Below are 25,329 nucleotides of genomic sequence, written 5' to 3' on the forward strand. Positions count from 1 at the left end.
GTCCGGTGGTGGGGTCCGCGGGGCGCACCTGCCCTGCGACTCCGGTCCGGCGACGCGAGGCAGCGGTGAAGCGGAACTGCTCCGCCGCTCCGGTCCGGCGACGCGAGTCCGCGGTGAAGCGGAACTGCTCCGCCGCTCCGGTCCGGCGACGCGAATCCGCGGTGGGCGCCCGCGGGAGCTGCAGCGCGGGCAAGTCCCGGTGCGGGCACGTCATGAGTGCCCTGACCTGCCAGGACCGCGATGGTCGAGGACCGCACCCCGGAACGGGGGAGCCGACGCCACCGTGACTCGGTGACGTCGGCTCGCTTGCCTCGTGTGACGGGTGTGGACCCGTCAGCAATGGGTGTTCAGCTCTTGCGGTAGGAGCCCTCGGGACGCAGTCGCCCCTCACGCAGGAGGGTCAGCTGCTCGGTGAGGACCTGGTCGAGCTCCTCGATGGAGCGACGCTCCCGGAGCATGTCCCAGTGCGTGCGCACGGGCTTGGCCGCCTTCGCGTCCTCCTCCTCGGGAACGTCGCCGACGATCTCGGCGACGGATCCGCACTTGCACTCCCAGGTCGCGGGAGGCGTGGCCTCAGTCGCGAAGGGGATCTCGAACTCGTGGCCGTTGGGGCACAGGTACTTGGCCGTGAAGCGGTCGGCGAAGACGACACCCTCCTCGGACTCCATCGACTTGGCGCCGATCTGCATGCCGCGAAGCGCGCGGTCTGCCATGGGTTCCTCCTCAGGATTGGTGACACTGTCCCAAACGTCCAGATTCTAGCGGATATTCCCATCCGTCACCCCTCGTGCCCGCCTCCGGGTGGGCTCTGGCACAATGCGCACGTGGACGTGGACGTGGACGGATTCTGGGACCAGCTGCTGGACCACCTGGGGCGATCACTGGTCGTCGGCCAGGCGGCCGATGACGTGTGGGTGCTCGCAGGTGTCGTCCTCGGCCTGCTCCTCGTGCTGACGCCGCTGTGGCGTCTGACGCGCACGGCGGTGACGGTCGTCCACGAGCTCGGGCATGCCCTGGTGGGAGTCCTGTGCGGACGTCGCTTCACGGGGTTGGTCATCAACCCGGACATGTCCGGCCACACCGTGACCCGCGGGCGCGGCAACGGCCCGGGTCTGGTGGCGACGTCGGCAGCGGGCTATCCCGCGCCCTTCGTCTGTGGAGCGGCCTTGGTCGTGGCCGTCGGGGCGGGACGCACAGGCGTCGTCCTGCTCCTCGCGATCGTGGCACTGCTGGTGGGGCTGCTCAGGTCCCGGTCCGTGTACACCGTGGTGGTGATGCTGGCGCTGCTCGTCGGGACGGTCGCGTTGTGGTGGTGGGGCGCACCGGACCTCGGCGCCGCCGTGGTGACCTCAGCCGGTGTCCTGGTGCTTGCGGGTGCGTGGAGGCAGTTGGTCAACGTCGCCCTCCACGGGGACCGCCGTCAGGACCCCGGCATGCTGGCAGCCATGACGCGGATCCCTGCGGCTCTGTGGATTCTTGCCTTCGCGGTCATCGGTGCTGCGACGACCTGGTGGGCAGTCCGGGCCCTGGTCGACCCGGTGACAGCCGCGATCAGCTGATCGCCCGTCGGGCGAAGGGGTGACCTCCTCGGAACCGGACGCACACCGCAGCCTCCCCATGGGAGGACGGAATTCAGGCTCTTGTGACTCTTCCGTGGGTGGTTGAGCGGGTCTGTGGGGGTGCACGCCGTTCTCTGGTCTATGTTTCTGGCTTGTCTAGAGTCAGTCACGAGACGCGGAGAACGGCGTGCAGGAAACCACCCTATGGCGAGGGCTGCTGGGAGTCGAGAAGACCACCATCATCGAGCGGGTCGAGTACGACGATGACGAGGAGGTCGTGGTCGCGTCAGTGCGCCCGTCGGGCAAGTTGAAGCCTCGGTGTGGCAAGTGCGCGAAGCGTGCTCCCAGGTATGACTGGGGTGAGGGGCCGCGTCGGTGGCGTGGGCTGGATCTGGGCCCTGTCCCGGTGTGGCTGGAAGCCAACGCGCCGCGTGTTCACTGCCCCGAGCATGGGGTGACAGTCGGCCAGGTCCCCTGGGCGCGTCACGGTGCCGGACACACGAGGTTCTTCGACGATCAGGTCGCGTGGTTGGCGACAGTGTCCTCGAAGTCTGCCGTGAGGGAGTTGATGCGCATCGCGTGGCGCACGGTCGGAGCGATCGTTGCCCGCGTGTGGGACGACACCGCCGCCGAGACCGACCTGTTCGCCGGGCTCACGCGCATCGGGATCGATGAGATCAGCTACAAGAAGGGCCACAAGTACCTCACCGTCGTCGTCTGTCACGACACCGGCCGACTCGTGTGGGCAGCGCCTGGGCGGGACAAGAAGACGCTGCGAGCCTTCTTTGACGCCCTGGAGGCCACCGGGGCGGGCAGGTGCGCCCAGGTCACGCATGTCAGTGCGGACGGGGCGGACTGGATCGGCGACGTCGTGGCGGAGAAGTGCCCTCATGCAGTGCGCTGCGCTGACCCGTTCCACGTCGTCAAGTGGGCCACCGACGCCCTGGATGAGGTGCGCCGGCAGGCATGGAACGATGCCCGCAAGGCCGCCCGGGGTGAGCCGCGCCGCAACGTCGGCAGACCTCGCAAAGACGCACCCGCCAGACCCGCCAACGACACAGCCCGCAGGTTGAAGAACTCACGCTACGCGCTGTGGAAGAACCCTGAGGATCTCACCGAGAGGCAGACCGAGAAGCTCGCCTGGATCGCGCAGACCGACCCCAGGTTGCACCGCGCCTACCTCCTCAAAGAAGGACTACGNACGCATGTCAGTGCGGACGGGGCGGACTGGATCGGCGACGTCGTGGCGGAGAAGTGCCCTCATGCAGTGCGCTGCGCTGACCCGTTCCACGTCGTCAAGTGGGCCACCGACGCCCTGGATGAGGTGCGCCGGCAGGCATGGAACGATGCCCGCAAGGCCGCCCGGGGTGAGCCGCGCCGCAACGTCGGCAGACCTCGCAAAGACGCACCCACCAGACCCGCCAGTGACACGGCCCGCAGGTTGAAGAACTCACGCTACGCGCTGTGGAAGAACCCTGAGGATCTCACCGAGAGGCAGACCGCGAAGCTCGCCTGGATCGCGCAGACCGACCCCAGGTTGCACCGCGCCTACCTCCTCAAAGAAGGACTACGGGTCGTCTTCAAGCTGCCCTACGAGCAAGCCATCGACGCACTGGAGCGGTGGATCTCCTGGGCCAGGCGATGTCGTATCCCCGCCTTCGTGAAACTCCAACGCTCGATCGTCAAACACCGCGAGAGGATCCTCGCCGCGATCGAGCACGGACTCTCCAACGGGCGCATCGAGTCCGTCAACACCAAGATCCGACTCATCACCCGCGTCGCGTACGGGTTCCGCTCACCCGACGCACTCATCGCCCTGGCCATGCTCACCCTCGGCGGCCACCGCCCCACCCTCCCCGGCCGACCATGACCCACGGAAGAGTCAGAAGCGCCCAAATTCATCCGTGATCCGATAATGTACATTATGTCAGAATGGCGAGAGGACTCGACTCCCCCGGACCCGTGAGCTGGCCCCATGGCAGGCGGTGTGGTTCCCCTGAGGTGTCGCGGTTCTCCTCCGGCGTCTGCGTGGTTCCCTCAGAGGCAACAGGGCTCACTCAGCGGCGGCAACGTGGTTCTCTGGCGTCGCGTTGCGGGTCCGTTCCACCGCCGACGTGCTCCACACCGTCAGCGCGCTTCACAGCACCGTCGTGTTTCGTGTGCGGTGTCGCGGTTCTCCTCCGGTGCCAGTGTGACCACCTCAGGGACGATGAGCGTCTTCTCCGGAGACGACGTTGGCTCTCAGTCCGACCCCTGCGTCGGCCTGCCCGTGCAGGCACGACGAATGCCCATGGGCGGCGGCTCGGTCCACGGTCCTGGTCCTGTGCGCTTCAGCCACGTCGTCGGGACGCCGACACTCATGTCCATCCTTGCCGTTCCTCCCCGGACGTTCATCCGCTGAGCGCGAAGAGCTGTCCTTCGATGAGTGGTGGCGCGTGGAGTTCGCTGTCATCGGCTTCTTCGGGTGTGCCGTTCCCCCAGCGCTGTGACGGGTCTCCCGTGGCGGGCGGACCCGTCATCCGCAAGCGCTGCACGGGACTCCCACTGGATGTGGGCGCACTTCTCCCATTGGCGACGGAAGCAGGTCTCCGGCCGAGCCCGTGCGCACTTCTCCTCTCGGTCGCAGAGGCAGGTCCCGGATCGGCAGCAGGCGCACCGGTCCCTCTGTCGCCGGGCGGCCCTACAAGGTTGCCCGCGGGCGGTCCCGTCCCGTTGTCGTCCCTCGGTACATCCGGCGCGGCGTTGCCCGATCCCGTGTCCGTGGCCCCGTCGGTGTCCCCGGGCGGGCCCTCGGCCGTGCCCGGGTGCCGGAGTGCGTCCTGGTCGAAGGAGAGATGGAGGCTGGTCTGGGCAGGGTGCCACCGGCGATGGGGGTCGACGCTGGTGGGTGGCCTCACCCAGGGAGTGCCGTCACGCATGCGGATGTCCCAGCCGAGTTGGTCGAGGTTTCGGTGGTGGTGCCAGCAGAGGGTCACGCCGTTGTCGGTGTGGGTGGGGCCGCCGTGGCGCCACTCGTGGACGTGGTGGATCTCGCACCAGGTGGCGGGCACTTCGCATCCGGGGATGATGCAACCACCATCCCTGGTGGCGATGGCGCGACGCTGGTGGGTGGTGAAGATCCTCTGGGGTGCACCCAGCTCCACGACGCGCCCCTGGGGACCGAGGACGATTCGCTGGACGGCGCCGACACAGCCGGTGTGCTGGGCGACGGAGACGTCGACGTCACTGTTGGCCTCGTGGTGGCTGCCCTGGAGGAAGGCAATGCCCCCGGGGTGGTCGAGTTGGTCGAGGGTGGTGGTGACGACGAGCGTCGGAGCGGCACCTCCCATGAGTGGCATGGTGGGCATGCCGGCGGCCTGGGTGAGGATCCCAGCCAGGGCGTCGTGACGCTTTTGTCGGGGACTCCGGGGGTCCGGCCTCGTCCCGCCCCCGGGGAGCTGTCGACTGTCCGTGCCCACCCCACTTCCCTCGGACGTTCCACTGCCGGTGGCGGTCCCGGCGGGAGAGGCGGTGCCGGTTCGGGGATTGAGGTAGGCATCCAGGAGACGTTCCAGCTGTGCTGCGGCATCGGGGAGGAGTTCACCCTCGATGCGCCTGGTGCCGTCCCTGGGTGGATGGATGGTGAGGAAGCGTCTGGCCTCCTGACGGCCCCGTACCTCGCGTGCGTCGACCTGTCCGCTCACGGAGCTGGCCTCCAGTGTGAGGACCCGGTTCCAGGAGCGGGCCAGACGCGTCAGCTGGGTCAGGGGCACTCCCCTCGCCTGGGTGTGGGAGCGTCGGGCCTCTCTGAGGACATCGGGAGCCAGCTGTCCGAAGACGGACTCGTGTGCGGTGATCACGTCAGCACCCAGAGCGGCGACCAGGAGCACGCACTCCGCTTGCCTGACCCTCGCCGGTGGGACACCGAGTTCCACTGTGGGGGTGAGCGCAGTGGTGATCACATCGGTGGTCTCGGGGGAGATGAGGCCAGCGCGCAGCGCGAGGCGCAGGAGGGGAAAGGGAGTCACCACTCCCCCGGCGCCGGGACCATCCCCGTCGTGCTGGATCCCGGTCTCCTCCCCGTTGCGGGATCCGGGGGTGGGAGGCGTGGTGTGCTGCAGCGGTTCGGCCCGGCGGATGCGCTCACGCACCTGCCGGGTGGAGGTGCCGGTGACCTGGGCAATCATGTCCTCGGGTTTGGTGAAGCCCTCCCGGGTGCACAGGTCCTGTCCGGTGGCCGTCCGGGATCGTTGGGCCACCACCCCGGCAGCGAACATGCGGCCCGCGTCCACCAATCGCCCGACCTCCTCCAGGACGCGCAGGTCCGCCAGGAGGGCATCGTCATCCAGGACGGCCAGGCGGTCCCCGTCGGCCAGGTGCCGCAGCCACTCCAGGGCGGCGGTGGCAACCTCCGCAACCGGAGTTCCCGGGTCGGCAGTGCTGCCCACCCCTGGGGCGTGGTCCCTGAGCACCTCCGGGCACGCAGCCCCCCTCCGGCCACCCACCGGGGTGACCGCGAGAGTCGGGTGATCCAGGTCCGCTTCCATGGCCCAAGTCTCCCCACCCCCATGTGCATCTGGAGTCGAACAGGCGTTCGAACTGTGGAGAACCGTCCGAAATGTGACAGAGATCACTTTATCCCTTCGGGGTGCACGCCCCATGCCACGGGAGGCGGACGGACTCCCCCACTCACCGCGCCCCCGACATCGCACTGCCCCAGACTGGGACGATGGACCAAGGCGTGCACTTCCTGACCCTGGCCACTCCCGATCTCGATGCCGCCCGGAGGTTCTACCGTGACGGCCTCGGATGGGTACCACTGCACGACGAGCCCGGGGAGATCCTCTTCTTCCAGGTCGCGCCCGGGCTCGTCCTGGGGTTCTTCGATGCCGCGAAGTTCGACCAGGACCTGGGGGCTGAGGGTTCCCGACCAGCGGCTGCGGCGGACCGAGGCGCTTCCGGCCTGACACTGTCCCACAACGTGGCCCACCGTGAGGACGTGGTCACGACCCTCGCCGCCCTTGAGGCCGCCGGCGGCACCATCCTGAAGTCGGCCCGGGAGGGAGACTTCGGAGGTGTCTTCCACGGCCACGCCGCGGACACCAACGGGATCGTCTGGGAGATCGCGCACAACCCCGCATGGCGCGTCGACGAGGACGGGACCGTCTCCTTCGGGTGATCGCCCCACCCGGGCCAGTCCGACCCGGGCGAGTGCCACCCGGGCCAGTCCGACCGGGCCTGCTCCTCCTCCGGGGGCGGGTCGCGCCACTCCCCCGCCAGGCCCGTACCGTGCGAACTCGTCGAGCCGTTCCACCTCAGCGCTTGGCCGCACCCGGCGCGCACGTCGGTGTCGGATCCCCGCCCGCGCTGCCCGGTCCACCTATCAGCGGCAGGTGTTGGCGTCGCGCTGGTCGGAAGCCCGCCCGCGTTGCTCGGCCGCTCCCACCCGCCCACCGGCTACCCTCGAAGACATGAGACTCGGAGTGGATTTCGGGACCACGCGGACCACCGTCGCACAGGTGGACCGCGGCAACTACCCGGTCGTCGCCTTCGACGATGACAACGGCGATGTGCAGGAGTACATCCCCTCCGTCGCCGCCCTGGACGGTGACCGCCTCGTGTACGGTTTCCGGGCCCTTCACCTGGCCCTGGAGGGCGCCCCCCACCTGCGTTCCTTCAAGCGGCTCCTGGCAGATCCCGAGGTCACCCCGGCCACCACCGTTCGTCTGGGCAACCGTGACATCGGGGTCCTGAGGATGATCACCGGATTCCTGGCACATGTCGCCCAGTCCGTCCGCACCGGTTCCTCCGTCTCAGAGGTCCCCGCCCAGGAACCCCTCGAGGCAGTCATCGGTATCCCGGCGCACGCCTACTCCGCACAGCGTTTCCTCACCCTTGAGGCCTTCCGTGACGCCGGCTTCGAGGTCCTGGCCATGGTGAACGAGCCCTCCGCTGCGGGATTCGAGTACACGCACCGTCACGGTGCCACGATCAACACACGTCGTCGCCGTGTCCTGGTCTACGACCTGGGAGGGGGCACCTTCGACGTCTCCCTGGTGTCGGTGGACGGGACCAGCCACGAGGTCCTCGGTTCCCGTGGCAACAACCTCCTGGGTGGTGACGACTTCGACGAGGTCCTCGCGCGTCTGGCCGCCGCACAGGCCCGCACCTCCCCCGCCGATCTCGGCGAGGTCGCCCGGCAGAGCCTGGTCGACTCCGCACGCTCGGCCAAGGAGTCACTGAACCCGCGCAGTCACTGGCTCACCCTGGAGGTGGCGGGCGAACCGGTGACGGTGGACGTGGCCCACTACTACGAGGCCGTGGAGCCCCTGATCGCCTCGACCGTGACCACCATGGAGCCCCTGACCCAGCGCCTGGACGACGGCACGCACGGGCTCGCTGCGGACGTCGCGGGACTCTACGTGGTGGGGGGTGGGTCCGAGCTGCCGGCGATCACCCGTCAGCTGCGCCTGCGCTTCGGGCGTCGCGTCCACCGCTCCCCCCACTCCGCGGCCTCCACGGCCATCGGTCTGGCGATCGCGGCGGACCCGGACGCGGGCTACACCCTGCGCGACCAGCTCTCGCGTGGGGTCGGGGTGTTCCGTGAGCGGGAGTCCGGCGCGGTCGTCTCCTTCGACACCCTCCTCTCCCCCGAACTGCGTGTGTCCACCTCGCAGGCCGTGAGCGTCTCACGTACGTACCGCGCCGCCCACAACATCGGGTGGTTCCGCTTCGTGGAGTACACGACCACCGACGACGAGGGCGTCCCGCGCGGCGACGTCCTGCCGTACGGGGAGATCGCCTTCCCCTTCGACCCGTTGCTGCAGGGTCTCGGCAGCTCGGTCCCCCTGGCGGACGTGGAGGTGCGCCGTACCGAGGACGGTCCCATGGTCCGCGAACGCTACACGGTTGACCCCCACGGCATCGTGGAGGTCTCCATCACCGACCTCGGGACGGGGTACTCGCTCACCCGTTCCCTGGGAGAGCTCCAGGACTGAGGACCTCAGCCGAGTTCGAACCCCTCCAGACCCTGGACGTCCACGTCCTCGACGTCGACGCGGGAGACGTGGGACCACTTGGTGCCGGTGCGCATCCAGTCCAGCATGGACTCCACCCGGTGACCGAGGCCCTCCAGGTGGGCCGTGACGTCCCCGTCCGACTCATTGCGCACCCACCCGGCCAGGTCGAGTTCGTCCGCCTTCCGCAGGGCGCCGAAGCGGTAACCGACGCCCTGGACGTCGCCGTGCACGCGCACGTCCACGGCCCTCTTGTCATGTGGTCCGGCCATCGTTCCCCCTCCATCGCGGTCTCATGTCCGTGTCCACCAGCGTAAACGCACGTGACCCGGCTCGCGCGGCCAGGATGTGCTTCAGGAGGCGCTGCGCCTGCGGCGGCGGCGTTCCGCCAGCTCGTCCACGGGCTCCCCGTCGGTGTGTTCGACGGGCAGCTCCGCCAGGGAACCCTCGACCTCACGCCAGACGCGTCCCACGGCGATGCCGAACACTCCCTGCCCGCCCTGGAGCAGGTCGATGACCTCGTCGGTGGAGGTGCACTCGTAGACCGAGGCGCCGTCGCTCATCAGCGTGATCGAGGCCAGGTCGTCGATACCACGGTCCTGGAGCTGGGCAACCGCGGTGCGGACCTGCTGCAGGGAGACGCCTGCGTCGAGCAGCTTCTTGACGACCTTGAGGACCAGGATGTCCCGGAAGGAGTACAGGCGTTGGGAACCGGAGCCACGAGCGGCACGCACGGAGGGCTGGAGGAGTCCGGTGCGCGCCCAGTAGTCGAGCTGACGGTAGGTGATCCCGGCAGCACTGCAGGCCACCGGCCCGCGGTAACCGCTCTCGTCCTCGTCGATCCCCTCGAGGGGGTCGCCGAAGAGCATGCCCTGCCGCGGTTCGAGGGCGGCATCCACAGGTCGGGCGCTCACAGGTGCTCCTTCGACGAGGCCGGGACTTCCTTGACTGCACCCACGCTAGGCAGTGGCGGGTCGCGGGTCAACGACACGCACGGCGAGTCTCAATCTGAACTTCAACGTGAGGGTTGTCGCGAGGTCCCGTTGAGCTGCGCCAACGACACGCGCAGCATCTCCCGGTGCAGGTCGGCGACCAACTCACCCAGCTCGGTGGCGCGGGAGGTGGCGCGCTCCAGGTCCCCCGCCCGCTGACGGGAGCGTTGGGAGGAGACGGTCTGGTCGATGAGGTCGGCGTTGCGCTCCGCACCCGAACGCACCGGGCGCAGGTTGCGTGCATCGAGGCCCTCCTGCTCCAGTGTCAGGAGCAGCTGGACCACCTGCACGCACCTCGAGGGGAAGTACCCCGCGAGGTCGGGCGTGATCAGACCGAAACGGGCGTAGCGCTCCAGCGTGCCCAGATCGGTCCCCGTGAGGTCCGCCAGGTCCCTGGCCGGCAGGGAGGGCCGGTTCGGGGGGACCACCACGTGCCCCTCCGATGTCACCACCCGCGCAGTCGGTGCGACGTCGACGTCGTGGCCGGCATCCAGCGCGCGCAGCTGGTCACCGATGATCTTCAGGGGCGCGTAGGAGTCGCGCTGCTGGATGAGGACGAAACGGATCCGTTCGATGTCCGCCCTGGAGTACTTGCGGTACCCGGACCCGCTGCGTGTGGGTGAGACCAGCCCCTGTTCCTCCAGGAAGCGGATCTTGGAGACGGTGATGGCGGGGAACTCCCCCACCAGTGCCTCCACGACCTGCCCGATCGACATCACCGGGTCGCGCGGCACGCCCCGTGGCCAGGGCTCCGGTGCGGACTGCTCGTGACGAGCGCGTACCGCGGAACTCATGCCGTGCGCGGGGAGGGCTGGTACGTCAGGCGGTACTTGCCGATCTGCACCTCGTCGCCAGCGTGGAGCTCCGCCTGGTCCACGCGCTCACGGTTGACGTAGGTGCCGTTGAGGGATCCGGAGTCGCGGACCAGGAAACCGCCCTGGTGGGCGATGAACTGGCAGTGGCGACGTGACACGGTGACGTCGTCGAGGAAGATGTCCGACTTCGGGGAGCGACCCGCATTGGTCACCTCGGGGTCGAGCAGGAAGCGGGCACCAGAGTTGGGGCCGCGCTGGACGATGAGCAGTGCCGAGCCGACCGGCAGCGCATCCACCGCGTCACGGTCGCGCGCGGACAGGGGCATGGGGACCGATGCGTCGACCTCGTCGGGGACAGGCACCCCCAGGATCGATGTCGCCGTGGGATCGATGTCCTTCTGAGGTTCCATTCGTCCCTCCCCAGGGTGTCGTGTGTTCGGAAGTGTCAAGACGTGACCAGTGTAGTGACTCGGGGCGACGGGGGTGCCACGAAACTGCCTCCCGTGTCACTCGACGGTCGCGAAGCGCGGCGACGAGGGCGTCACCACCGCGTCGATGACCACGTCCTCGCTCGGCTCGACGGCGACCTGCGCGCCGAGCAGACGCATCTGGGAGGCGGAGCCTCCCGCGATCTCGAGCGCCGGGGCGATGGTCGTGGAGTCCCCGATCACCTGCCAGGTGTACGGGGAGGTGATCGTCGTCCCGTCCACCACCACGGACCCGGTGTCGGAGGAGAACCAGGTCTGTGCGGTCAGTCTCACCCCGTTGAGGGAGACCGCCTCCGCGCCGGCATTGCGCAGCTCGCCCAGGGTCATGATGAACTGCGTCGCCGACAGCTTGCCCAGGGGATCGCGCACCGTCACCACCACTCCCTCGCCGTGGACGGCGACGGTCCCGGCGTTGATCCGTGACTGGACGAGGGCGTCCGCCGCAGCCTTCTCGGCCGCCTCGCGTTGGGATGCGGAGTCCTGGAGCTCGTTGAGCTGGGCGTTGAGGTCGCTGCGCTCCGAGCGGAGGTCGTCGGCCCGTGTCGTCAGCTCGTCCAGGAGCAGCACCAGGTCCTGCTCCCCCATGGTCTCGAGCGGATCCTCCTGCTGGGCACGCACCTGGGTCACCAGGGCGACGCCCAGCATCAGGCAGATGACCAGGAGCAGGGCATGGAGGGGGCGCGGCACCGCGAAGATCGCCTGCCAGGCGCGTCTCGGCAGGGAGGGCCGTTCCCGTGTCGGGGTCTCGTCGTCCATGCCGGTCACGCCTTGAAGATCAGTCGGCGGATCGAGGCGGTGTTGGAGAAGATCCGGATCCCGAGGACCACCACGACGGCGGTGGTCATGGCCGAACCGACGCCCAGCTGGGCCCCGAGGAACACCAACAGGCAGGCCACCACCACGTTCCAGAAGAAGGACATGATGAAGACTCGGTCCGAGAAGACGCCCTCCAGCCAGGCGCGGGCCGCCCCGAAGAGGGCGTCGAGGCCGGCGACCACGGCGACGGGGAGGAAGGGCTGGAGCCACACCGGGACGGTGGGGTCCACGAGGAAACCGATGACGACTCCTGCGATGAGTCCGAGGACTGCGATCACGTCAGCCTCCTGAGCTGTTCTGGTCGACGGGGAAGGAGTAGGTGGTCTTGGCCGGGTCGAGGGCCTCGAGGTGCAGGGACTTCGCGGACGAGGTGGACATCCGGATGCCGGAGACCGACTGGAGTGCCGAGAGGTAGTCCCCCGTCGAGCCTCTCACGAGGCCCACGGAGAGCGCATCAGCATCCCCGATGGCCTCGATCCTGTAGGGGGACTGGACGGCGGTGACATTGACCAGGATCGTGGAACCCGCGGTCCGCACGAAGGTCCCGGGTCCGATGCGGTGACCGTTGACGGAGATGGCCTCCGCGCCGGATCCCCACAGGGAGTTCAGGACCAGTCGGATGTCCTGGTCCCGGACCATCCCGGTGTTGCTGCGACCGTCCAGGGCGGTGCCACGTGCGTCCTGCAACGTCACGGTCAGCCCCGGACCCGTCACGGCCGTCACCGATGTGAGCAGGTCGGTGCCGGGGTCGTCGGTGCCACCTGACTGACCGGGCGTGCCCGAGAGCTCCTTGACCTTCCGGGAGGTCTCGGCGACCTCTCCCTCCAGTCTGGTGACGGTGGCCTGCTGGGCCTGGGCCTGCTTGAGGAGGATCGCGCTGGTGTTCTCCGGGGCGGGGGTGCGCAGGGTGCGCACCGCCACCGTCGAGCCGATGCCGAGCACGACGGCCAGGACCAGGAGCAGGACCTTCGCCCAGGGGCCCGAGCCCTGTCCGTGTGGGTCCGTGGACTCGTAGGCGTGGTATCCGGCGTCGAGGGGGTTGCGGAGGAGATGGTTGAGCAGGGACATGGACGCCGCCGGGTCACCGGGGGTGGGCAGGCGTCCGTCGCCCGCCCTCGTGCCCCCGTCCCGGGTGGGTACGTACCCCTCGCCCGCCCTCGTGCCCCCCTCCCGTGCGCCTGCGTGCTCCTCGCCCGCGTCGCCCCGGGACGCAGCGGTGTCCGGTGCCCGGGGATCCTCGGGCGGCGCGGTGCCGTCGGCGCCCGGGTGACCGCTCCCCGCCCGCTCCCCGGGGCGCGTCACGTCCACGCCTCCTGCACGCGCAGGGCGCGACCGAGGTCGTCGAGGTGCTCGAGCATGAGGCGTCGCAGTGCTCCCGGCGCCGACGCGTTCTCCTGCAGCCAGGACTCGGCCCGTTCCCACAGCCTGGTCGACCGTTCGGGTACGTCGATGTCGGCGTGCCCGGGGAACGCTCCACGCACGAAACGGATCCCCATGCCGATCGAGTGGGTGGTCCAGAAGCCCAGCACCTCCTCGAAGAAGGCTCCGTCGAGCTCCGTTCCCTCCCAGGAGGAGTGGGTCAGTCCCCACAGGGTCGCGGAGAGTGCTTCGTTGGACAGCGCGCCCGAGAGGACCCGCTCCCAGGCGGCGGCCCTCGATGCAGCGTCGGGGAGGGCAGCGACCGAGCGGGCGTGCCAGGTCCGTGCCTCACCCGTCGCGGCCCCCTGCAGCCAGGAGTCCAGACGGTCGCGGTCCGCCCGGCCCACGGAGGCGAGGGCTGTGCGTGCCGACCAGGCGAGTTCGGGACCGACCTCCACTCCCGGGAGGGCGGCACCGGCGATCCGCTCCAGGACCTCGACGTCCGCAGGCGCCGGGTCGGGGGCACCGGTGGCGGTCAGCACCAGGAAGCGGGCCCAGGCACGAGCCCGGTCGGCCGGGAGCAGTGTGCTCCCGATCTGCTCCCGGGCGGTCGCCCCGGACGCCCCGCGGAGTCCGCCACGCCGCGATCCCCGGGTGTAGGTGTCCAGCGCGGCACCGGCCATCGCCAGGAGTCGCTCGGCCACGGCATCCGCGGTCTCCGACGCTGCCTGGGCCAGGACGGAGCGGACCAGGTCAGCAGGCCGGACCAGTCCGTCCCGCACCCCGTTCCAGAGGCTGGCCCACACCACCGCACGTGTCAACGGGTCCGGACAGGTCCCGATCGAGGCCAGTGCCGTCGCCGTGGAGCGTTCGTCCAGACGGGCGACCGCATAGGTGAGGTCCTCGTCATTGACCACCACCAGGTCGAGGTCGTCGAGCGCACCCGCCCGCGCGAGCACACCCTCCGTGTCGACGGGGGTCGAGCGGGCCTCGGTCCGCACGGGGAAACGGTGGGTGCGCTCCAGGGTCCGGTCGCGCAGCGCCCAGGTGGAGACCACGAGGCTGTGCGGGCGGAGCACGTCCTGGGCACCGACGGCCGGGGTCTGGACGAGGTCGAGGGACTCCACCACGCCCCCTTCACCTGCCCGCAGCCGGGCCTCGAGCACGGAGGGTCCGGTGGTGTGGAGCCAGGAGCGGTCCCAGGCGGAGAGGTCCAGCCCGGAGGAGCCCTCCAGCGCCGCCAGGAGGTCGGCCAGGGTCGCCGAGGAGAAGGCATGGTCGCGGAAGTAGCTGCGCGCCCCCGCGAAGAAGGCCTCCTCCCCCACCCAGGCGACCAATTGCTTGAGGACGGCCGCCCCCTTGGCGTACGTGATCCCGTCGAAGTTGTTCCTCGCAGCGTCCAGGTCGGGCACGTCCGCGGCGATGGGATGGGTCGTGGGGTACTGGTCCTGCTCGTAGGCCCATGCCTTGCGGCCCACCGCGAAGGCCGCCCACTCCCCCGTGTAGGGGGTGGCGGTCGCCGCCGCGAGGGTGCCCTGGTGGTCGGCCAAGGACTCCTTGAGCCACAGGTCCCCCCACCAGGCGGGGGTGACCAGGTCCCCGAACCACATGTGGCACATCTCGTGGAGGATCGTGTTGGCCCGCCCCTGGCGCTGGGCGAAGGTCGGGACGTCACGCGAGAGGTAGTGCTCGTTGAAGGTCACGCAGCCGGGGTTCTCCATGGCCCCGAGGTTGTACTCCGGGACGAACACCTGGTCGTACGTCCCCCAGGGGTAGGTGGTGCCGTAGCGGTGGTGGTAGAAGTCCAGGCCGGCCCGGGTGACGGCGAGGACGTCCTCGGAGTCCATGTGGGGGGCCAGGGCACGTCGGCACATGAGGCGCAGGGGCACCTCGACCGTGCGCCCGTCGGACCCCGGGCCGGTCGCGCCGCCCCGCCAGGTCCCGCCGTCGACGACGGCCCACTCCCCCGCCACCACTGCGGTGATGTAGCTGGACAGGGGCGGGGTGGGTGCGAAGTGGTGGGTGCGCACCGCCGGCCCGCCGTCTGAGGGGCTGTCTGTCGCCGGGTGCCCCTCCCCCGGACCTTCCCCCGCTCGGTCGGGGGTGGACGAGGGCGACTGCGCGGGAACCGCCGGGTCGGGGGTGGACGAGGGCGACTGCGCGGGAACCGCCGGGTCGGGGGTGGACGAGGGCGACTGCGCGGGAACCGCCGGATGCGTGAGCGCGGCGTCCACCGGATGCAGCTTCGCGGCGTCCGCCGTGCGGGTGGTGCCGGCACCGCTGGTCGGGAGGGGGGACCGGGACCCGGTGAGCTCCTCCCCGTTGGAGGCGACGACCCACCCCTCGGGGGCGGTGACGTGGAACGTCCAGCGCGCCTTGAGGTCGGGTTGGTCGAAGCAGGGCCACGCGCGCCGGGCGTCGGCGGGCTCGAACTGGGTGTAGAGGTAGGTACGCGAGTCCTCCGGGTCGACGTAGCGGTGGAGGCCCTCGCCCGTGCGTGAGTACTCACACCGTGCCCGGACCTCGAGCTCCACGGGACGCCCGACGGGGAGGTCCCGCAGCCACAGGCGCGCTCCGTCGTGCTCGACGCGCCGGGGCACCCCGTCGACGAGCAGCTCCTCAACCCTCCCGATGACGTCGAGGAAGGTCTCGGCCCCCGACACCGTGAGCGTGAGGACGCTGGTCACGGGGAAGGTGGGGGAACCCGTGTCACCGGCCGCGGACAGGTCGAGGCGCACGTCGACGGATTGCAGGTCGACCAGTGCCGAGCGCGCGGCGGCATCCGTGCGGGTGAGGGAGTACATGTCCCGATTCTATGAGGTCGTGCGCCGGGCGCCTCCCGGACCACCCCGTGACGCACACGGGTGAGGTTCCACGCTCCCGCGCGGCGCGCGGCTACAGTGTCCGCCATGACCTCGGTTGCCGACATCCGTCCCCACGTCACGCCCATGCCGTTCTCGCGCGCACTGGAGGATGTGGAAGTGCTCGAGTGGGTTACCGCGGGGACCGCAGCGGCGGCCGCGCAGTCGACACCCGTCAGCGGTGTGACCGTCTCGAACCGCGACCTGGCACAGGGATGGATCTTCGTGGCCGTCCCCGGCCTCACCCAGCACGGGATCCGCTTCGCCCCCGCAGCAGCCGGGGCCGGGGCCGTCGCGGTTCTCACGGATCCCGAGGGGGCGCGTCTGTCCCGGGAGCTGCAGGTGGACCTGCCGCTGGCCGTGGTCGCGGATCCGCGCGCGGCCGCACCACTGGTGGCGGCCACGGTCTACGGTCATCCCGCCGAGCACCTGACGACCATGGCCGTGACGGGGACGAACGGCAAGACCACGACCACGTACCTCATGCGCGCGGCCCTGTGGGCCGCGCATCCCCGCCCGGCCATGTGCAACTCCGTCGAACTGGTGGTCGGCGACGTGCACGTGGCCGCCGAGCGCACCACCGCAGAGGCCCCCGTGATCGAGAGGGTCCTCGCCCTGGCGCAGCAGGAAGGGCTGGGGGCCGCCGTGGTGGAGACCTCCGCCCATGCACTGAGCCTCAACCGGGTCGACGGCATCGTCTTCGACGTCGCGGCATTCACCAACCTGCAGCACGACCACCTCGACTACTACGGCGACATGGAGCACTACTTCGAGGCGAAGAGGATCCTCTTCACCCCGGCGCACTGCCGCCAGGGTGTGGTCTGCGTCGACGACGAGTGGGGACGTCGACTGGCCACGGAGGCCGAGGTCCCCGTGGTGACCGTCTCCGCCCTGACCGACACGCCTGCGGACTGGAGCGTCCGCGACGTCCACCGGGAAGGTGACTCCGCCCGCACCACCTTCACCCTGGTGGACCCGGACGGGGTCGGCCACGAGGTGCGCTGCCCACTCCTCGGCGAGGTGAACGTCCAGAACTGCGCCCTCGCCGTGGTGAGCGCCGTCCGTCTGGGCCTGGACGTCGATGACGTCATCCCTGCGGTGGAGGCCTGCGAGCCGGTCCCGGGGCGCATGGTGGAGGTCAATCCCGTCCACCCGGGCCAACCCCTGGTGGTCGTCGACTACGCCTACACCCCCGAGGCCCTCGAATGGTCCCTGGGGACGGCCAGGGGGCTGGTCGGCGGGCGCGTGTGCGTGGTCTTCGGTTCCGAGGGGGATCGCGACGCCTCGAAACGGGAGGACGTGGGCTCCGTCGCCGCACGCTGCGCCGACACCCTCTGGGTGACGGATGAGAGTCCTCGGGACGAGGACCCCCAGGCGATCCGGGACCAGCTCCTGACGGGCATCCGGCGGGTCCGGCCGGGAATGGAGCACGTCACCGAGGTGACCACCTGCCGACGCGACGCGGTGCGCAGGGCGATCCTCGACGCGGGACCGGAGGACGTCGTCATGGTGACGGGCAAGGGGGCCGAGCCCTACCAGATCATCCAGGGCATCGAACACGCCTACAACGACGTGCCCGTCGCCCGTGAGGTGCTCGCGCAGGACCCCCGCGTGCACGCCGTCTGACGGCAGGTCACGACCCTCCTTCCGCGTGACACTGGGCACCCCGGGGTCAACGGTCGGGCACCGGTGGCGACCGCGCCCGTAGGATTGGGCCGTGACTGACGACGAGACGACGAACCTCCTGCACGGAGACGGCACGCCCACCGGGGCGGATACCGGGACCATCCCCGGGGCGGACCCGCGGAGCGAGACGCTGGAGGGCCCCGAGGCGGAGGCCCGCGCACGCACCATGCGGGCCGGGTTGGATGCCTACGAGCTCGACGAGGAGGACCTCGCCCTCCTCGAGGGCGGTGAGGTGGAGGCCGTCGGTCCGACCGCACCCGCCGGCCTGCCCGTCCTCGCAGTGGTCGGTCGCCCCAATGTCGGGAAGTCGACGTTGGTCAACAGGATCCTCGGTCGGCGCGAGGCCGTCGTGCAGGACACCCCCGGTGTCACCCGCGACCGGGTCTCCTACCCTGCGGAGTGGGCCGGGCGCGACTTCACCCTGGTCGACACCGGTGGGTGGGAGGTCGACGTGCGCGGCCTCGACCGCTCCGTCGCGGACCAGGCCGAGGTGGCGGTGGAGATGGCCGACGCCGTCCTGCTGGTCGTCGATGCCAATGTCGGGGTGACCGCCACCGATGAGCGGATCGTGGAGATGCTGCGGCGCTCCGGTCGCCCGGTGGTGCTCGCCGCGAACAAGGTCGACTCCCGCGTCCAGGAGGCCGACGCCACCTACCTGTGGGCACTCGGACTCGGTGAGCCCCACCCGGTCTCCGCCCTCCACGGCCGCGGGACCGGGGACCTGCTCGACGCGGTCCTCGAGGTGCTCCCGGAGCACTCCCGGGTGGCCCGCCCCCGCCCGGCCGGCGGACCCCGACGGGTCGCACTGGTGGGCCGACCCAATGTCGGGAAGTCCTCCCTGCTCAACGCCCTGGCGGGCTCCGAGCGCGTGGTCGTCAACGAGTTGGCGGGCACGACCCGCGACCCGGTCGACGAGCTCGTGGAGCTCGACGGGAAGGAGTGGTGGTTCGTCGACACCGCCGGGGTCCGGCGCAAGATGCACCGCACCACGGGCGCCGACTACTACGCCTCGATCCGCACCCAGGCCGCCATCGAGAAGGCCGAGGTGGCCCTCGTGCTCCTCGACGCCTCGGAGGCGATGACCGAGCAGGACGTCCGTGTCGTCCAGCAGGTGGTGGACGCGGGCCGCGCACTGGTCATCGTCAACAACAAGTGGGACCTCGTCGACGAGGAACGCCAGTCGGAGCTGCGCGCCGAGCAGGAGCGGGACCTGGTGCAGGTCCAGTGGGCGCCGCGCATCAACCTCTCCGCACTCACCGCCTGGCACACGAACCGCATCACGCGCGCCCTGGAGACCGCCCTGGAGGGGTGGGGCACCCGCATCCCCACGGGGAAGCTCAACGCGTTCCTCGGCCAGCTCGTCGCCGCCCACCCGCACCCCCTGCGCGGCGGGAAGCAACCGCGGATCCTCTTCGCCACCCAGGTGTCCACCAGGCCACCGCGCTTCGTGCTCTTCACGACGGGGTTCCTGGACCCCGCCTACCGCCGCTTCATCGAGCGACGCCTGCGCGAGGACTTCGGGTTCGTGGGCTCCCCCATCCAGCTCTCGGTGCGTGTGCGGGAGCGCCGCCGCCGCTGAGGCGACAGCGGCCCGCGCGCCGACACCACCCGGGTCCCGTCGCGGACCCGCCTCAGAGCTTGAGGGCCTGGATCCCGTGGACGCCCAGCTCCACCCCGATGACGAGGATCAGGAAGCCCATCACACGGGTCATGGCACCGGTGCCCGTGGGTCCCATGCGGTCCACCAGCGGGGTGCCCCACCGCAGCGTGACACCGATGAGGACACTGATCACCAGGATGCCCAGGACGATCCCGGCGCGTGCCTCGGCTCCCGGGTGGCGTGCGGCCAGGGCGATGACCACACCGATCGCGCCGGGGCCGGCGATGAGTGGCAGTGCCATCGGCGAGAAGGAGATGTCGGGCTTGGAGCGGGCGTGCTGCTGTTCGGGGGAGTTCATCTGTTCGCTCGGGACGAGCATCCGGAAGCCGGCGTGCCCCACGACGATCGCGCCGGCGATCTGCAGTGACGCCAGGGAGACCCCCAGCGCGTTGAGCAGGAGCATCCCCAGCAGGGCGAAGACCACGAGGACCGCCGCGACGTCGACGGCGGTGCGCCAGGCCTGGCGACGCACGCGCCCGGGTTCCTGACCGGCGGTGAGCGCGGCGAAGGTGGCCACGGCACCCAGGGGATTCGTGATGGGCAGCAGGGCGGCGAAGGTCGCGGTGAGCACGGCGAGCAGTCCGCTCATGCCCGCTCCCCGGGACCGCTGGGACGGGCTCCGCGACTGGTGCCGGTGGTCGTGCGTGGGGCCATGGGTTCCTCCCGAGGTGTCGGGGACTGCTCCCCTCCATCATGCCCCAGGCGGGCCGTCAGTCCAGGGCAGGGTTGCGACGCGTCGCCCTCGTGCGCGCCACGACGCGGCGGACGAGGAACACGCCGACCGCCAGACCGGCCGCCGCCAGGACCAGGGTGGAGAGGACCGCACTCCACTCCTCCAGCACGGGTCGGATGGCGGGGCCGAAGGCGTACCCCAGTCCGATCCAGAGGGCGTTCCAGACCCCGGAGCCCAGCACCGTCCAGAGGCTGAAGACCGGCAACGGCATGCGCTCGATGCCCGCGGGGATCGAGATGAAGGACCTCACCAGCGGGACACAACGTCCCACCAGCACAGCGGTCCCACCCCAGCGCGCGAAGAAGCGCTCGGCCCGGTCGAAGTCCTCGTGCTCCAGCAACGGGAGGCGACCCACGAGGCGACGGGTCCTCACCGGTCCCAGTGCAGCCCCCACCGCGTACCAGATCCAGGCGCCCACCAGGGCCGCGAGGGTGGCGGCGAGCCAGGCCCCCACGGGGCTCATCCGCCCCTCCCAGGCGAGGAACCCGGCAGCGGGGAGCACCGCCTCCGAGGGGATGGGAGGGATGAACGTCTCGGCCAGGAGCGCTGCCCCCACGCCGACCTCACCGAGGGTGTCCATCAGGGAGAGCACCCAGCCGATGAAGCCGTCGTAGCCGGAGGTGGCGTCAGTGGCGGTGGCCAGGGGCAGTGCGGCCGCGAGGGCGGGACTCGGCATGGGCGGGGTCCTCCGGGGGTCGACGAGGGCGGGGCGGTGTGCCGTCGGCATCGAGCCTGCAGGAGACGGCGTCGGCCCGCAACCCGAGTCCGGCCCGCGGGGGCGAGTCATCCACCACAGTGGGCCCGGCGGGGAGCGGCCGACCTACGGGGCCGGGGCGGGCTCAGAGCCACTCGTGCCAGTGGCGGATGTAGAGGCCCTTCGCCACTGGGTGACCAGGCAGTAGGCGAGGACGATGCCCACCAGCCACGGGTAGAAGGCACCCGGAGGGGCCACGAAACTGAAGGCCGTCGCAGTCACCGGGACGAGGGGCAGCACCAGTGCGACCACGATCGCCGCAGCACTCGCCCACATCACGGGCGGAGCGGCCCGGGACTGCAGGAACGGGATCCTCTCGGTGCGGATCATGTGCACGACCATGACCTGCGTGCAGATCCCGACCAGGAACCACCCGGTCTGGAAGAGGTGTTGGGAGGAGACGTCCGTCGCCCCCGAGGCCGTCGTCCCGGTGGCGCCGAAGACGAACCACATGACGAGGAAGGCGACGATGTCGAAGACGGTGGAGAGAGGACCCATGACGACCATGAAGCGGGTGATGTGGCCGTCGGTCCAGCGGCGTGGCCGCGCGAGGAAGGAGGAGTCCATGCGGTCCCAGGGCAGGGAGGTCTGGCTGATGTCGTAGAGCATGTTCTGGACGAGCAGCTGGACGGCGAGCATCGGCAGGAAGGGGATGAACACGGAGGCGACCAGCACCGAGAACACATTGCCGAAGTTCGAGGCGACGGTGATCTTCAGGTACTTCTGGATGTTGCCGAAGGTGCGGCGACCCTCCGTGATGCCGTCGTGGAGGACCCGCAGGTCCTGCTCCAGCAGGATGATGTCGGCCGTGTCCTTGGCGATCTCGACGCCGTCCGTGACGGAGATCCCGACATCGGCGCGTCGCAGGGCCGGGGCGTCGTTGATGCCGTCGCCCATGTGACCGACGACGTGTCCGCGGGACTGCAGGGCTCCCACGACGCGGGCCTTCTGCAGCGGGCTCATCTCGGCGAAGACCAGGACGTCCTCGACGCGCGCCGCGAGTGCTGCGTCCTCCAGTGCGTCGACCTCACGTCCCGTCATGGAGCGGGCGGCCTGTGGCGTGTCCTTCCACATGCCCAGGGAATCCACCACGTGGGCGCAGACCAGGTGGGAGTCACCCGAGATCACCTTCACGTCGACATCCGCCGCGTGCAGGGCCTCGACGGCCGCGCCGGCGGACTCCTTGGGCGGGTCCAGGAAGGCGAGGAGTCCGATGAGGGTCATGCCGGTCTCGTCGGCGGGGGGTGTAGTCCCAGTCGTCCTTGACGTAGCGGGAGCGCGCCACGTCCCCGGGCACGATGCGCGTGGCCACGGCCAGGACACGCATTCCCGGGGAGTTCAGGCGGTCGGTGGTCGCCGTGGCGCGTGCGAGGGCGTCCTGGTCGAGGTCCTGGATGCGTCCCCCCACCAGGACCCGGGTGCAGACCTGGATGACCTCGGGCACGGCGCCCTTGGTGACCAGGAGGTCCTCCCCGTCGGCCAGGCGCAGTTCCTCCGGGCCGACGTCCCGGACCTCGCCGGGGCCCGCCAACTGGTCGATGGCGGGCACCCGGTCCAGCACGACGGAGAGGCGGCGGCGTTCGAAGTCGAAGGGGATCTCGTCCACGACCCGGTAGGTGGGCAGCGCCGGGCGGTCCCCCTGGTCGACGGCGGCGATGACGGCGTCGTCGAGGGTGTTGCGCACGCCCGTGGAATGCATGGAGTTGAGGTAGCCCGCGACCAGCGCCAGCCGGCTGGGCCGGGCATCGATGTCGAGGTGGCGCTGCAGGACGATGCGGTCCTCGGTGAGCGTCCCGGTCTTGTCGGTGCACAGCACGTCCATGGAGCCCAGGTCCTGGATGACGTCGGGGACCTTGACGATGACCTTGCGTCCGGCCATGAAACTGGTCCCCCGGGCCAGGTTCGCGGAGATGATCGTCGGGAGCATCGAGGGTGTCAGCCCCACCGCGATGGCGACGGCGAAGAGCAGGGCCTGCAGCCAGTCGCCGGTGTGCCACCAGTTGAGGGTGAAGACGACCGGGGCCATGACGAGCATGATCCGGATGAGCAGCATCGTCACCCGGCGTATCGCGAGGTCGTAGGCGGGGTGGGTCTGCACCGTCTCCACCGCGTGCGCCATGGCGCCGAAGTACGTCTGCCGTCCGGAGGAGACCACCACCCCCAGGCCCGATCCGGAGAGTACGGAGGTCCCCATGAAGCACACGTTGCGCGCGTGGAGGAGGTCGTCGTCCGCGGTGTCGAGGGCGTGTGCGGTCTTGTCCTGGGGTCGTGACTCCCCCGTCAGGGACGACTGGGACAGCGTGAGGTCCTTCGCCCGGATGACCCGCAGGTCTGCGGGGACCAGGTCGCCGGCCTTGAGCTCGATGACGTCCCCGGGGACCACCTGGGAGACGGGGACCTCGGAGGTCGCACCCTGTCTCACCACCGTCGTCGTGGAGACGACCATGGCCTGCAGGGCGTGCGCCGCGCGCGTGGCCTTGTACTCCTGGGAGGTGTTGAGGACGACGGAGATCGCCACCATGACCGTGATCGTGACGGCCCCGATGTGGTCCTGGGTGGCCGCCATGATGAGGGCCAGCACGATGAGCAGCAGGACGAAGGGATTGCGGAATGAGGACAGAGCCGTGCGCGCGAGGCTGGGTGGGCGCGGGACTCCTGGACGACGTTCGGGCCGTGCGCGGTGTGGGAGGCCTCGACCTCGGCCGCGGTGAGGCCGCCCTCGCGTGAGTGGAGGCCGGCGAGGACGACCTCCGGTTCCTGGCGGCTCGCCGTGGCCAGCGCCGTGTCGGTGCGCTGGCGTGTGGGTGCCGCACCCGGGATGCTCTGCATGACTCCATGGTGCGCGCATGTCCGACGCAGGTCCAGCACCTGTGGGCGACCTCGTGCGGTCCTCCGGGTCTGCGCGTGCGGGAGCCCGTGGCGGAACATACGCTGGCCCCACCAATGGGGGCCGTGGTCGCCCGCGGTCGCCCGTGAGCCGCCCACGGAAGGAAGTCAGCATGTCATCCCACCAGGTCGGACCGGATCTGACCGGCCAGCGTGTCCTCATCGTCGGAGGTGCACGCGACATCGGCCTCGCCCTCGCCCGTGCGGTCGCCGCAGCGGGGGCCACTGCGGTCATCGGCGCACGGGACGCCGGACGGGCCGCCGGGGCCGCGGCCGACGTGCCGGGTGCGGAGTGGGTCCGGGTGGACGTCACCGACGAGGCGGGCGTCGTGGAGGCCCTGGAGCAGGTCCGTCCCCTCGACCACATCGTGGTCACGGCCTCGGCCCACCACAACGTGCCGGTCGTCGACCTCGACCACGACCTCACGGTCGCCGCCTTCGAGGCCAAGGTCATCGGCCCCATGCTGCTGGCCAAGCACGCGGCCTCCGTGCTGCCACCCACCGGCTCCATCGTGCTGTTCTCCGGCGTCGCCGCCTGGAACCCCGCCCCCGGCTACGCGGTCATGGGCATCACGAACGGCGCCGTGGCCTTCGCCGCGACGCACCTCGCCCGCGAGCTCGCCCCGATCCGCGTCAATGCCGTCTCCCCGGGGATCATCGACTCCGGCAGCTGGGACACGATGGGTGAGGAGACCAAGCGCGACTTCCTCCGGGGTGCGGCACAGCAGACCCTCGTCGGGCGTGTCGGGGAGAACGAGGACATCGCCTCCGCGGTGCTGTGGCTGCTCGGGGCCGGTTTCGTCAGCGGGGAGACCATCCACGTCGAGGGAGGGGCGCGGCACGCATGAGCGCGAACCACTACGCACTGGAGGGGAAGGTCGTCATCGTCACGGGTGCCGGGTCGGGCATGGGTCGTGCGATCGCCCGGGGCTTCCTCGACAACGGGGCCCACGTGGTCGTGGCCGGACGGCACGCGGAGCCGCTGCGCTCCACCATCGAGGGGTACGGGCCTGACCGGGCCCTCGCCGTGGCCGCGGACGTCTCGGACCCGGAGGCCGTCGCGTCGTTGGTCGCGGCCACCGTGGACGCCTTCGGCGCACTCGACGTGGTCGTGAGCAACGCCGCCCTCTACGCCTCGGGGGAGCTCGTGGACCTGCCGGAGGAGAGGTGGCGCGCACTCTTCGACGTCAACGTCGGTGGGCTGCGCAACCTCGTGGTGGCTGCGTCGCCGCACCTGGTCGCCTCGCGCGGGAACGTCGTGGCAGTGTCCTCCGTCTCCGGGGAGTACGGCGACTGGGGGCAGGCCGCGTACAACGCCACCAAGCACGCGATCAACGGTCTCGTGCGCTCGCTCGCCCTCGACTACGGAGGGAGGGGCGTCCGCTTCAACGCGGTCGCGCCGGCCTTCACGATCACGGACATGACGGCGGGGGTGTGGGAGGGCGGGAAGGACCTGTCCGCCTTCACGAACCGCATCGCCCTGGGGCGCCCGGGGGCACCGGAGGACGTGGTCGGTCCCGTGCTGTTCCTCGCCAGTGCCGACGCCGGGTACGTGACCGGATCCGTGCTGACGGTGGACGGGGGCACGAGCGCCTCCTCGGGGCAGCCGCACCTGTAGCCGTACCCGTGTTCGCACCTGCCGGGCCCCGCACCCGCTCGCGCTCCCGGGGGCACCGGGCCCGTCCCAGGGGGCGCCGGGCCCGTCCCCGGGGGTTCCGGGCCCCG

General features: G+C 70.4%; 22 protein-coding genes and 1 pseudogene. 8 read left to right on the forward strand and 15 right to left on the reverse strand.

The genetic code is table 11. From position 1 onward, the window contains the following. Positions 1 to 347 precede the first annotated feature (347 nt). Positions 348 to 713, reverse strand: coding sequence for an RNA polymerase-binding protein RbpA (locus BQ9890_RS03750; RefSeq protein WP_075889459.1), 366 nt, complete (start codon positions 711 to 713; stop codon positions 348 to 350). A 111-nt stretch (positions 714 to 824) separates the two neighbouring features. Here BQ9890_RS03750 and BQ9890_RS03755 point away from each other — a divergent pair, with 111 nt between their 5' ends. Together BQ9890_RS03755 and BQ9890_RS17030 are read left to right on the forward strand one after the other, a co-directional pair. Further along, complete coding sequence (locus BQ9890_RS03755) at positions 825 to 1,559, forward strand: M50 family metallopeptidase (RefSeq protein WP_230297803.1); 735 nt, start codon at positions 825 to 827, stop codon at positions 1,557 to 1,559. A 187-nt stretch (positions 1,560 to 1,746) separates the two neighbouring features. Continuing rightward, positions 1,747 to 3,429: an ISL3 family transposase gene (locus BQ9890_RS17030; RefSeq protein ID WP_078062216.1), complete on the forward strand. Its 1,683-nt coding sequence runs from the start codon at positions 1,747 to 1,749 to the stop codon at positions 3,427 to 3,429. Positions 3,430 to 3,949: 520 nt separating this feature from the next. Here the strand turns inward: BQ9890_RS17030 and BQ9890_RS03780 are convergent. Next, a complete protein-coding gene (locus tag BQ9890_RS03780; RefSeq protein WP_075889461.1) occupies positions 3,950 to 6,085 on the reverse strand; it encodes an HNH endonuclease signature motif containing protein in 2,136 nt (711 codons plus the stop codon). 182 nt (positions 6,086 to 6,267) lie between these two features. On the opposite strand from BQ9890_RS03780, the gene BQ9890_RS03785 reads away from it, so the two are divergent. Both BQ9890_RS03785 and BQ9890_RS03790 read left to right on the forward strand, forming a co-directional pair. Next, positions 6,268 to 6,717, forward strand: coding sequence for a VOC family protein (locus tag BQ9890_RS03785; protein WP_075889463.1), 450 nt, complete (start codon positions 6,268 to 6,270; stop codon positions 6,715 to 6,717). Positions 6,718 to 7,009: 292 nt separating this feature from the next. Further along, positions 7,010 to 8,536, forward strand: coding sequence for an Hsp70 family protein (locus tag BQ9890_RS03790; protein ID WP_075889465.1), 1,527 nt, complete (start codon positions 7,010 to 7,012; stop codon positions 8,534 to 8,536). Between the two features lie 5 nt (positions 8,537 to 8,541). Here the strand turns inward: BQ9890_RS03790 and BQ9890_RS03795 are convergent, their stop codons facing one another. The 8 genes from BQ9890_RS03795 to pepN all read right to left on the reverse strand — a co-directional run bounded on the left by BQ9890_RS03795 (position 8,542) and on the right by pepN (position 15,828). Next, on the reverse strand, positions 8,542 to 8,826 hold the full coding sequence (locus BQ9890_RS03795) for an acylphosphatase (RefSeq protein WP_075889467.1): 285 nt from the start codon (positions 8,824 to 8,826) through the stop codon (positions 8,542 to 8,544). Positions 8,827 to 8,907: 81 nt separating this feature from the next. After that, a complete protein-coding gene (locus BQ9890_RS03800; RefSeq protein WP_075892681.1) occupies positions 8,908 to 9,423 on the reverse strand; it encodes a MerR family transcriptional regulator in 516 nt (171 codons plus the stop codon). Positions 9,424 to 9,569: 146 nt separating this feature from the next. After that, the gene (gene ftsR, locus BQ9890_RS03805) at positions 9,570 to 10,340 is read right to left on the reverse strand and encodes a transcriptional regulator FtsR (RefSeq protein WP_075889469.1); all 771 of its coding nucleotides are present in this window, start codon (positions 10,338 to 10,340) and stop codon (positions 9,570 to 9,572) included. Next, positions 10,337 to 10,771 carry an FHA domain-containing protein gene (locus BQ9890_RS03810; RefSeq protein WP_075889471.1) on the reverse strand — a complete coding sequence of 145 codons (435 nt, stop codon included), beginning with the start codon at positions 10,769 to 10,771 and terminating at the stop codon, positions 10,337 to 10,339. The genes ftsR and BQ9890_RS03810 overlap by 4 nt, the downstream gene beginning before the upstream one ends. Positions 10,772 to 10,867: 96 nt before the next feature. Then, positions 10,868 to 11,605, reverse strand: a complete 738-nt coding sequence (locus BQ9890_RS03815) for a DUF881 domain-containing protein (protein WP_075892685.1) — start codon at positions 11,603 to 11,605, stop codon at positions 10,868 to 10,870. A gap of 5 nt (positions 11,606 to 11,610) precedes the next feature. Next, entirely contained in the window at positions 11,611 to 11,943 is a 333-nt protein-coding gene (locus tag BQ9890_RS03820; RefSeq protein WP_075889473.1) for a small basic family protein, read from the reverse strand. Between the two features lies 1 nt (position 11,944). Then, complete coding sequence (locus BQ9890_RS03825) at positions 11,945 to 12,973, reverse strand: DUF881 domain-containing protein (RefSeq protein ID WP_230297804.1); 1,029 nt, start codon at positions 12,971 to 12,973, stop codon at positions 11,945 to 11,947. Beyond that, on the reverse strand, positions 12,964 to 15,828 hold the full coding sequence (gene pepN / locus BQ9890_RS03830; RefSeq protein ID WP_075889475.1) for an aminopeptidase N: 2,865 nt from the start codon (positions 15,826 to 15,828) through the stop codon (positions 12,964 to 12,966). Before pepN ends, BQ9890_RS03825 begins: the two co-directional genes overlap by 10 nt. Before the next feature lie 105 nt (positions 15,829 to 15,933). Between pepN and BQ9890_RS03835 the strand changes: the two genes are divergently transcribed. After that, the gene (locus tag BQ9890_RS03835; RefSeq protein ID WP_075889477.1) at positions 15,934 to 17,511 is read left to right on the forward strand and encodes a Mur ligase family protein; all 1,578 of its coding nucleotides are present in this window, start codon (positions 15,934 to 15,936) and stop codon (positions 17,509 to 17,511) included. Between the two features lie 160 nt (positions 17,512 to 17,671). After that, positions 17,672 to 19,150 carry a ribosome biogenesis GTPase Der gene (der, locus tag BQ9890_RS03840; RefSeq protein WP_075892687.1) on the forward strand — a complete coding sequence of 493 codons (1,479 nt, stop codon included), beginning with the start codon at positions 17,672 to 17,674 and terminating at the stop codon, positions 19,148 to 19,150. A gap of 52 nt (positions 19,151 to 19,202) precedes the next feature. On the opposite strand, the gene BQ9890_RS03845 is transcribed toward der, so the two are convergent. From BQ9890_RS03845 to BQ9890_RS16825, 5 genes and pseudogenes are all read right to left on the reverse strand, one after another. Beyond that, complete coding sequence (locus BQ9890_RS03845) at positions 19,203 to 19,820, reverse strand: MarC family protein (protein ID WP_075889479.1); 618 nt, start codon at positions 19,818 to 19,820, stop codon at positions 19,203 to 19,205. Positions 19,821 to 19,941: 121 nt separating this feature from the next. After that, a complete protein-coding gene (locus tag BQ9890_RS03850) occupies positions 19,942 to 20,640 on the reverse strand; it encodes a DedA family protein (protein WP_075889481.1) in 699 nt (232 codons plus the stop codon). Positions 20,641 to 20,784: 144 nt separating this feature from the next. Then, positions 20,785 to 21,942 (reverse strand): HAD-IC family P-type ATPase, encoded by a 1,158-nt coding sequence (locus BQ9890_RS15170; protein ID WP_143226229.1) that lies wholly within the window; start codon positions 21,940 to 21,942, stop codon positions 20,785 to 20,787. Further along, entirely contained in the window at positions 21,833 to 23,299 is a 1,467-nt protein-coding gene (locus tag BQ9890_RS15175; protein ID WP_230297805.1) for an HAD-IC family P-type ATPase, read from the reverse strand. Before BQ9890_RS15175 ends, BQ9890_RS15170 begins: the two co-directional genes overlap by 110 nt. Before the next feature lie 113 nt (positions 23,300 to 23,412). Next, positions 23,413 to 23,646: pseudogene (locus BQ9890_RS16825) on the reverse strand (hypothetical protein); the annotation flags it as partial. Positions 23,647 to 23,717: 71 nt separating this feature from the next. Here BQ9890_RS16825 and BQ9890_RS03860 point away from each other — a divergent pair. Both BQ9890_RS03860 and BQ9890_RS03865 read left to right on the forward strand, forming a co-directional pair. Continuing rightward, on the forward strand, positions 23,718 to 24,452 hold the full coding sequence (locus BQ9890_RS03860; protein ID WP_075889483.1) for an SDR family oxidoreductase: 735 nt from the start codon (positions 23,718 to 23,720) through the stop codon (positions 24,450 to 24,452). Next, positions 24,449 to 25,222 carry a meso-2,3-butanediol dehydrogenase gene (locus BQ9890_RS03865; RefSeq protein WP_075889485.1) on the forward strand — a complete coding sequence of 258 codons (774 nt, stop codon included), beginning with the start codon at positions 24,449 to 24,451 and terminating at the stop codon, positions 25,220 to 25,222. Before BQ9890_RS03860 ends, BQ9890_RS03865 begins: the two co-directional genes overlap by 4 nt. The last annotated feature ends 107 nt before the right edge of the window (positions 25,223 to 25,329 follow it).

Source organism: Actinomyces provencensis, assembly GCF_900155435.1.
GTDB lineage: Bacteria > Actinomycetota > Actinomycetes > Actinomycetales > Actinomycetaceae > Pauljensenia > Pauljensenia provencensis.

Excerpts from the sequence above, each read along its gene's own strand:
- BQ9890_RS03750 (WP_075889459.1), bottom strand. The coding sequence starts at position 713 with ATGGCAGACCGCGCGCTTCGCGGCATGCAGATCGGCGCCAAGTCGATG.
- BQ9890_RS03780 (WP_075889461.1), bottom strand. The coding sequence starts at position 6,085 with ATGGAAGCGGACCTGGATCACCCGACTCTCGCGGTCACCCCGGTGGGT.
- BQ9890_RS03785 (WP_075889463.1), top strand. The coding sequence starts at position 6,268 with ATGGACCAAGGCGTGCACTTCCTGACCCTGGCCACTCCCGATCTCGAT.
- BQ9890_RS03790 (WP_075889465.1), top strand. The coding sequence starts at position 7,010 with ATGAGACTCGGAGTGGATTTCGGGACCACGCGGACCACCGTCGCACAG.
- BQ9890_RS03795 (WP_075889467.1), bottom strand. The coding sequence starts at position 8,826 with ATGGCCGGACCACATGACAAGAGGGCCGTGGACGTGCGCGTGCACGGC.
- BQ9890_RS03800 (WP_075892681.1), bottom strand. The coding sequence starts at position 9,423 with ATGCTCTTCGGCGACCCCCTCGAGGGGATCGACGAGGACGAGAGCGGT.
- ftsR (WP_075889469.1), bottom strand. The coding sequence starts at position 10,340 with ATGAGTTCCGCGGTACGCGCTCGTCACGAGCAGTCCGCACCGGAGCCC.
- BQ9890_RS03810 (WP_075889471.1), bottom strand. The coding sequence starts at position 10,771 with ATGGAACCTCAGAAGGACATCGATCCCACGGCGACATCGATCCTGGGG.
- BQ9890_RS03815 (WP_075892685.1), bottom strand. The coding sequence starts at position 11,605 with ATGGACGACGAGACCCCGACACGGGAACGGCCCTCCCTGCCGAGACGC.
- pepN (WP_075889475.1), bottom strand. The coding sequence starts at position 15,828 with ATGTACTCCCTCACCCGCACGGATGCCGCCGCGCGCTCGGCACTGGTC.
- BQ9890_RS03835 (WP_075889477.1), top strand. The coding sequence starts at position 15,934 with ATGACCTCGGTTGCCGACATCCGTCCCCACGTCACGCCCATGCCGTTC.
- BQ9890_RS03845 (WP_075889479.1), bottom strand. The coding sequence starts at position 19,820 with ATGAGCGGACTGCTCGCCGTGCTCACCGCGACCTTCGCCGCCCTGCTG.
- BQ9890_RS03850 (WP_075889481.1), bottom strand. The coding sequence starts at position 20,640 with ATGCCGAGTCCCGCCCTCGCGGCCGCACTGCCCCTGGCCACCGCCACT.
- BQ9890_RS15170 (WP_143226229.1), bottom strand. The coding sequence starts at position 21,942 with ATGACCCTCATCGGACTCCTCGCCTTCCTGGACCCGCCCAAGGAGTCC.
- BQ9890_RS03860 (WP_075889483.1), top strand. The coding sequence starts at position 23,718 with ATGTCATCCCACCAGGTCGGACCGGATCTGACCGGCCAGCGTGTCCTC.
- BQ9890_RS03865 (WP_075889485.1), top strand. The coding sequence starts at position 24,449 with ATGAGCGCGAACCACTACGCACTGGAGGGGAAGGTCGTCATCGTCACG.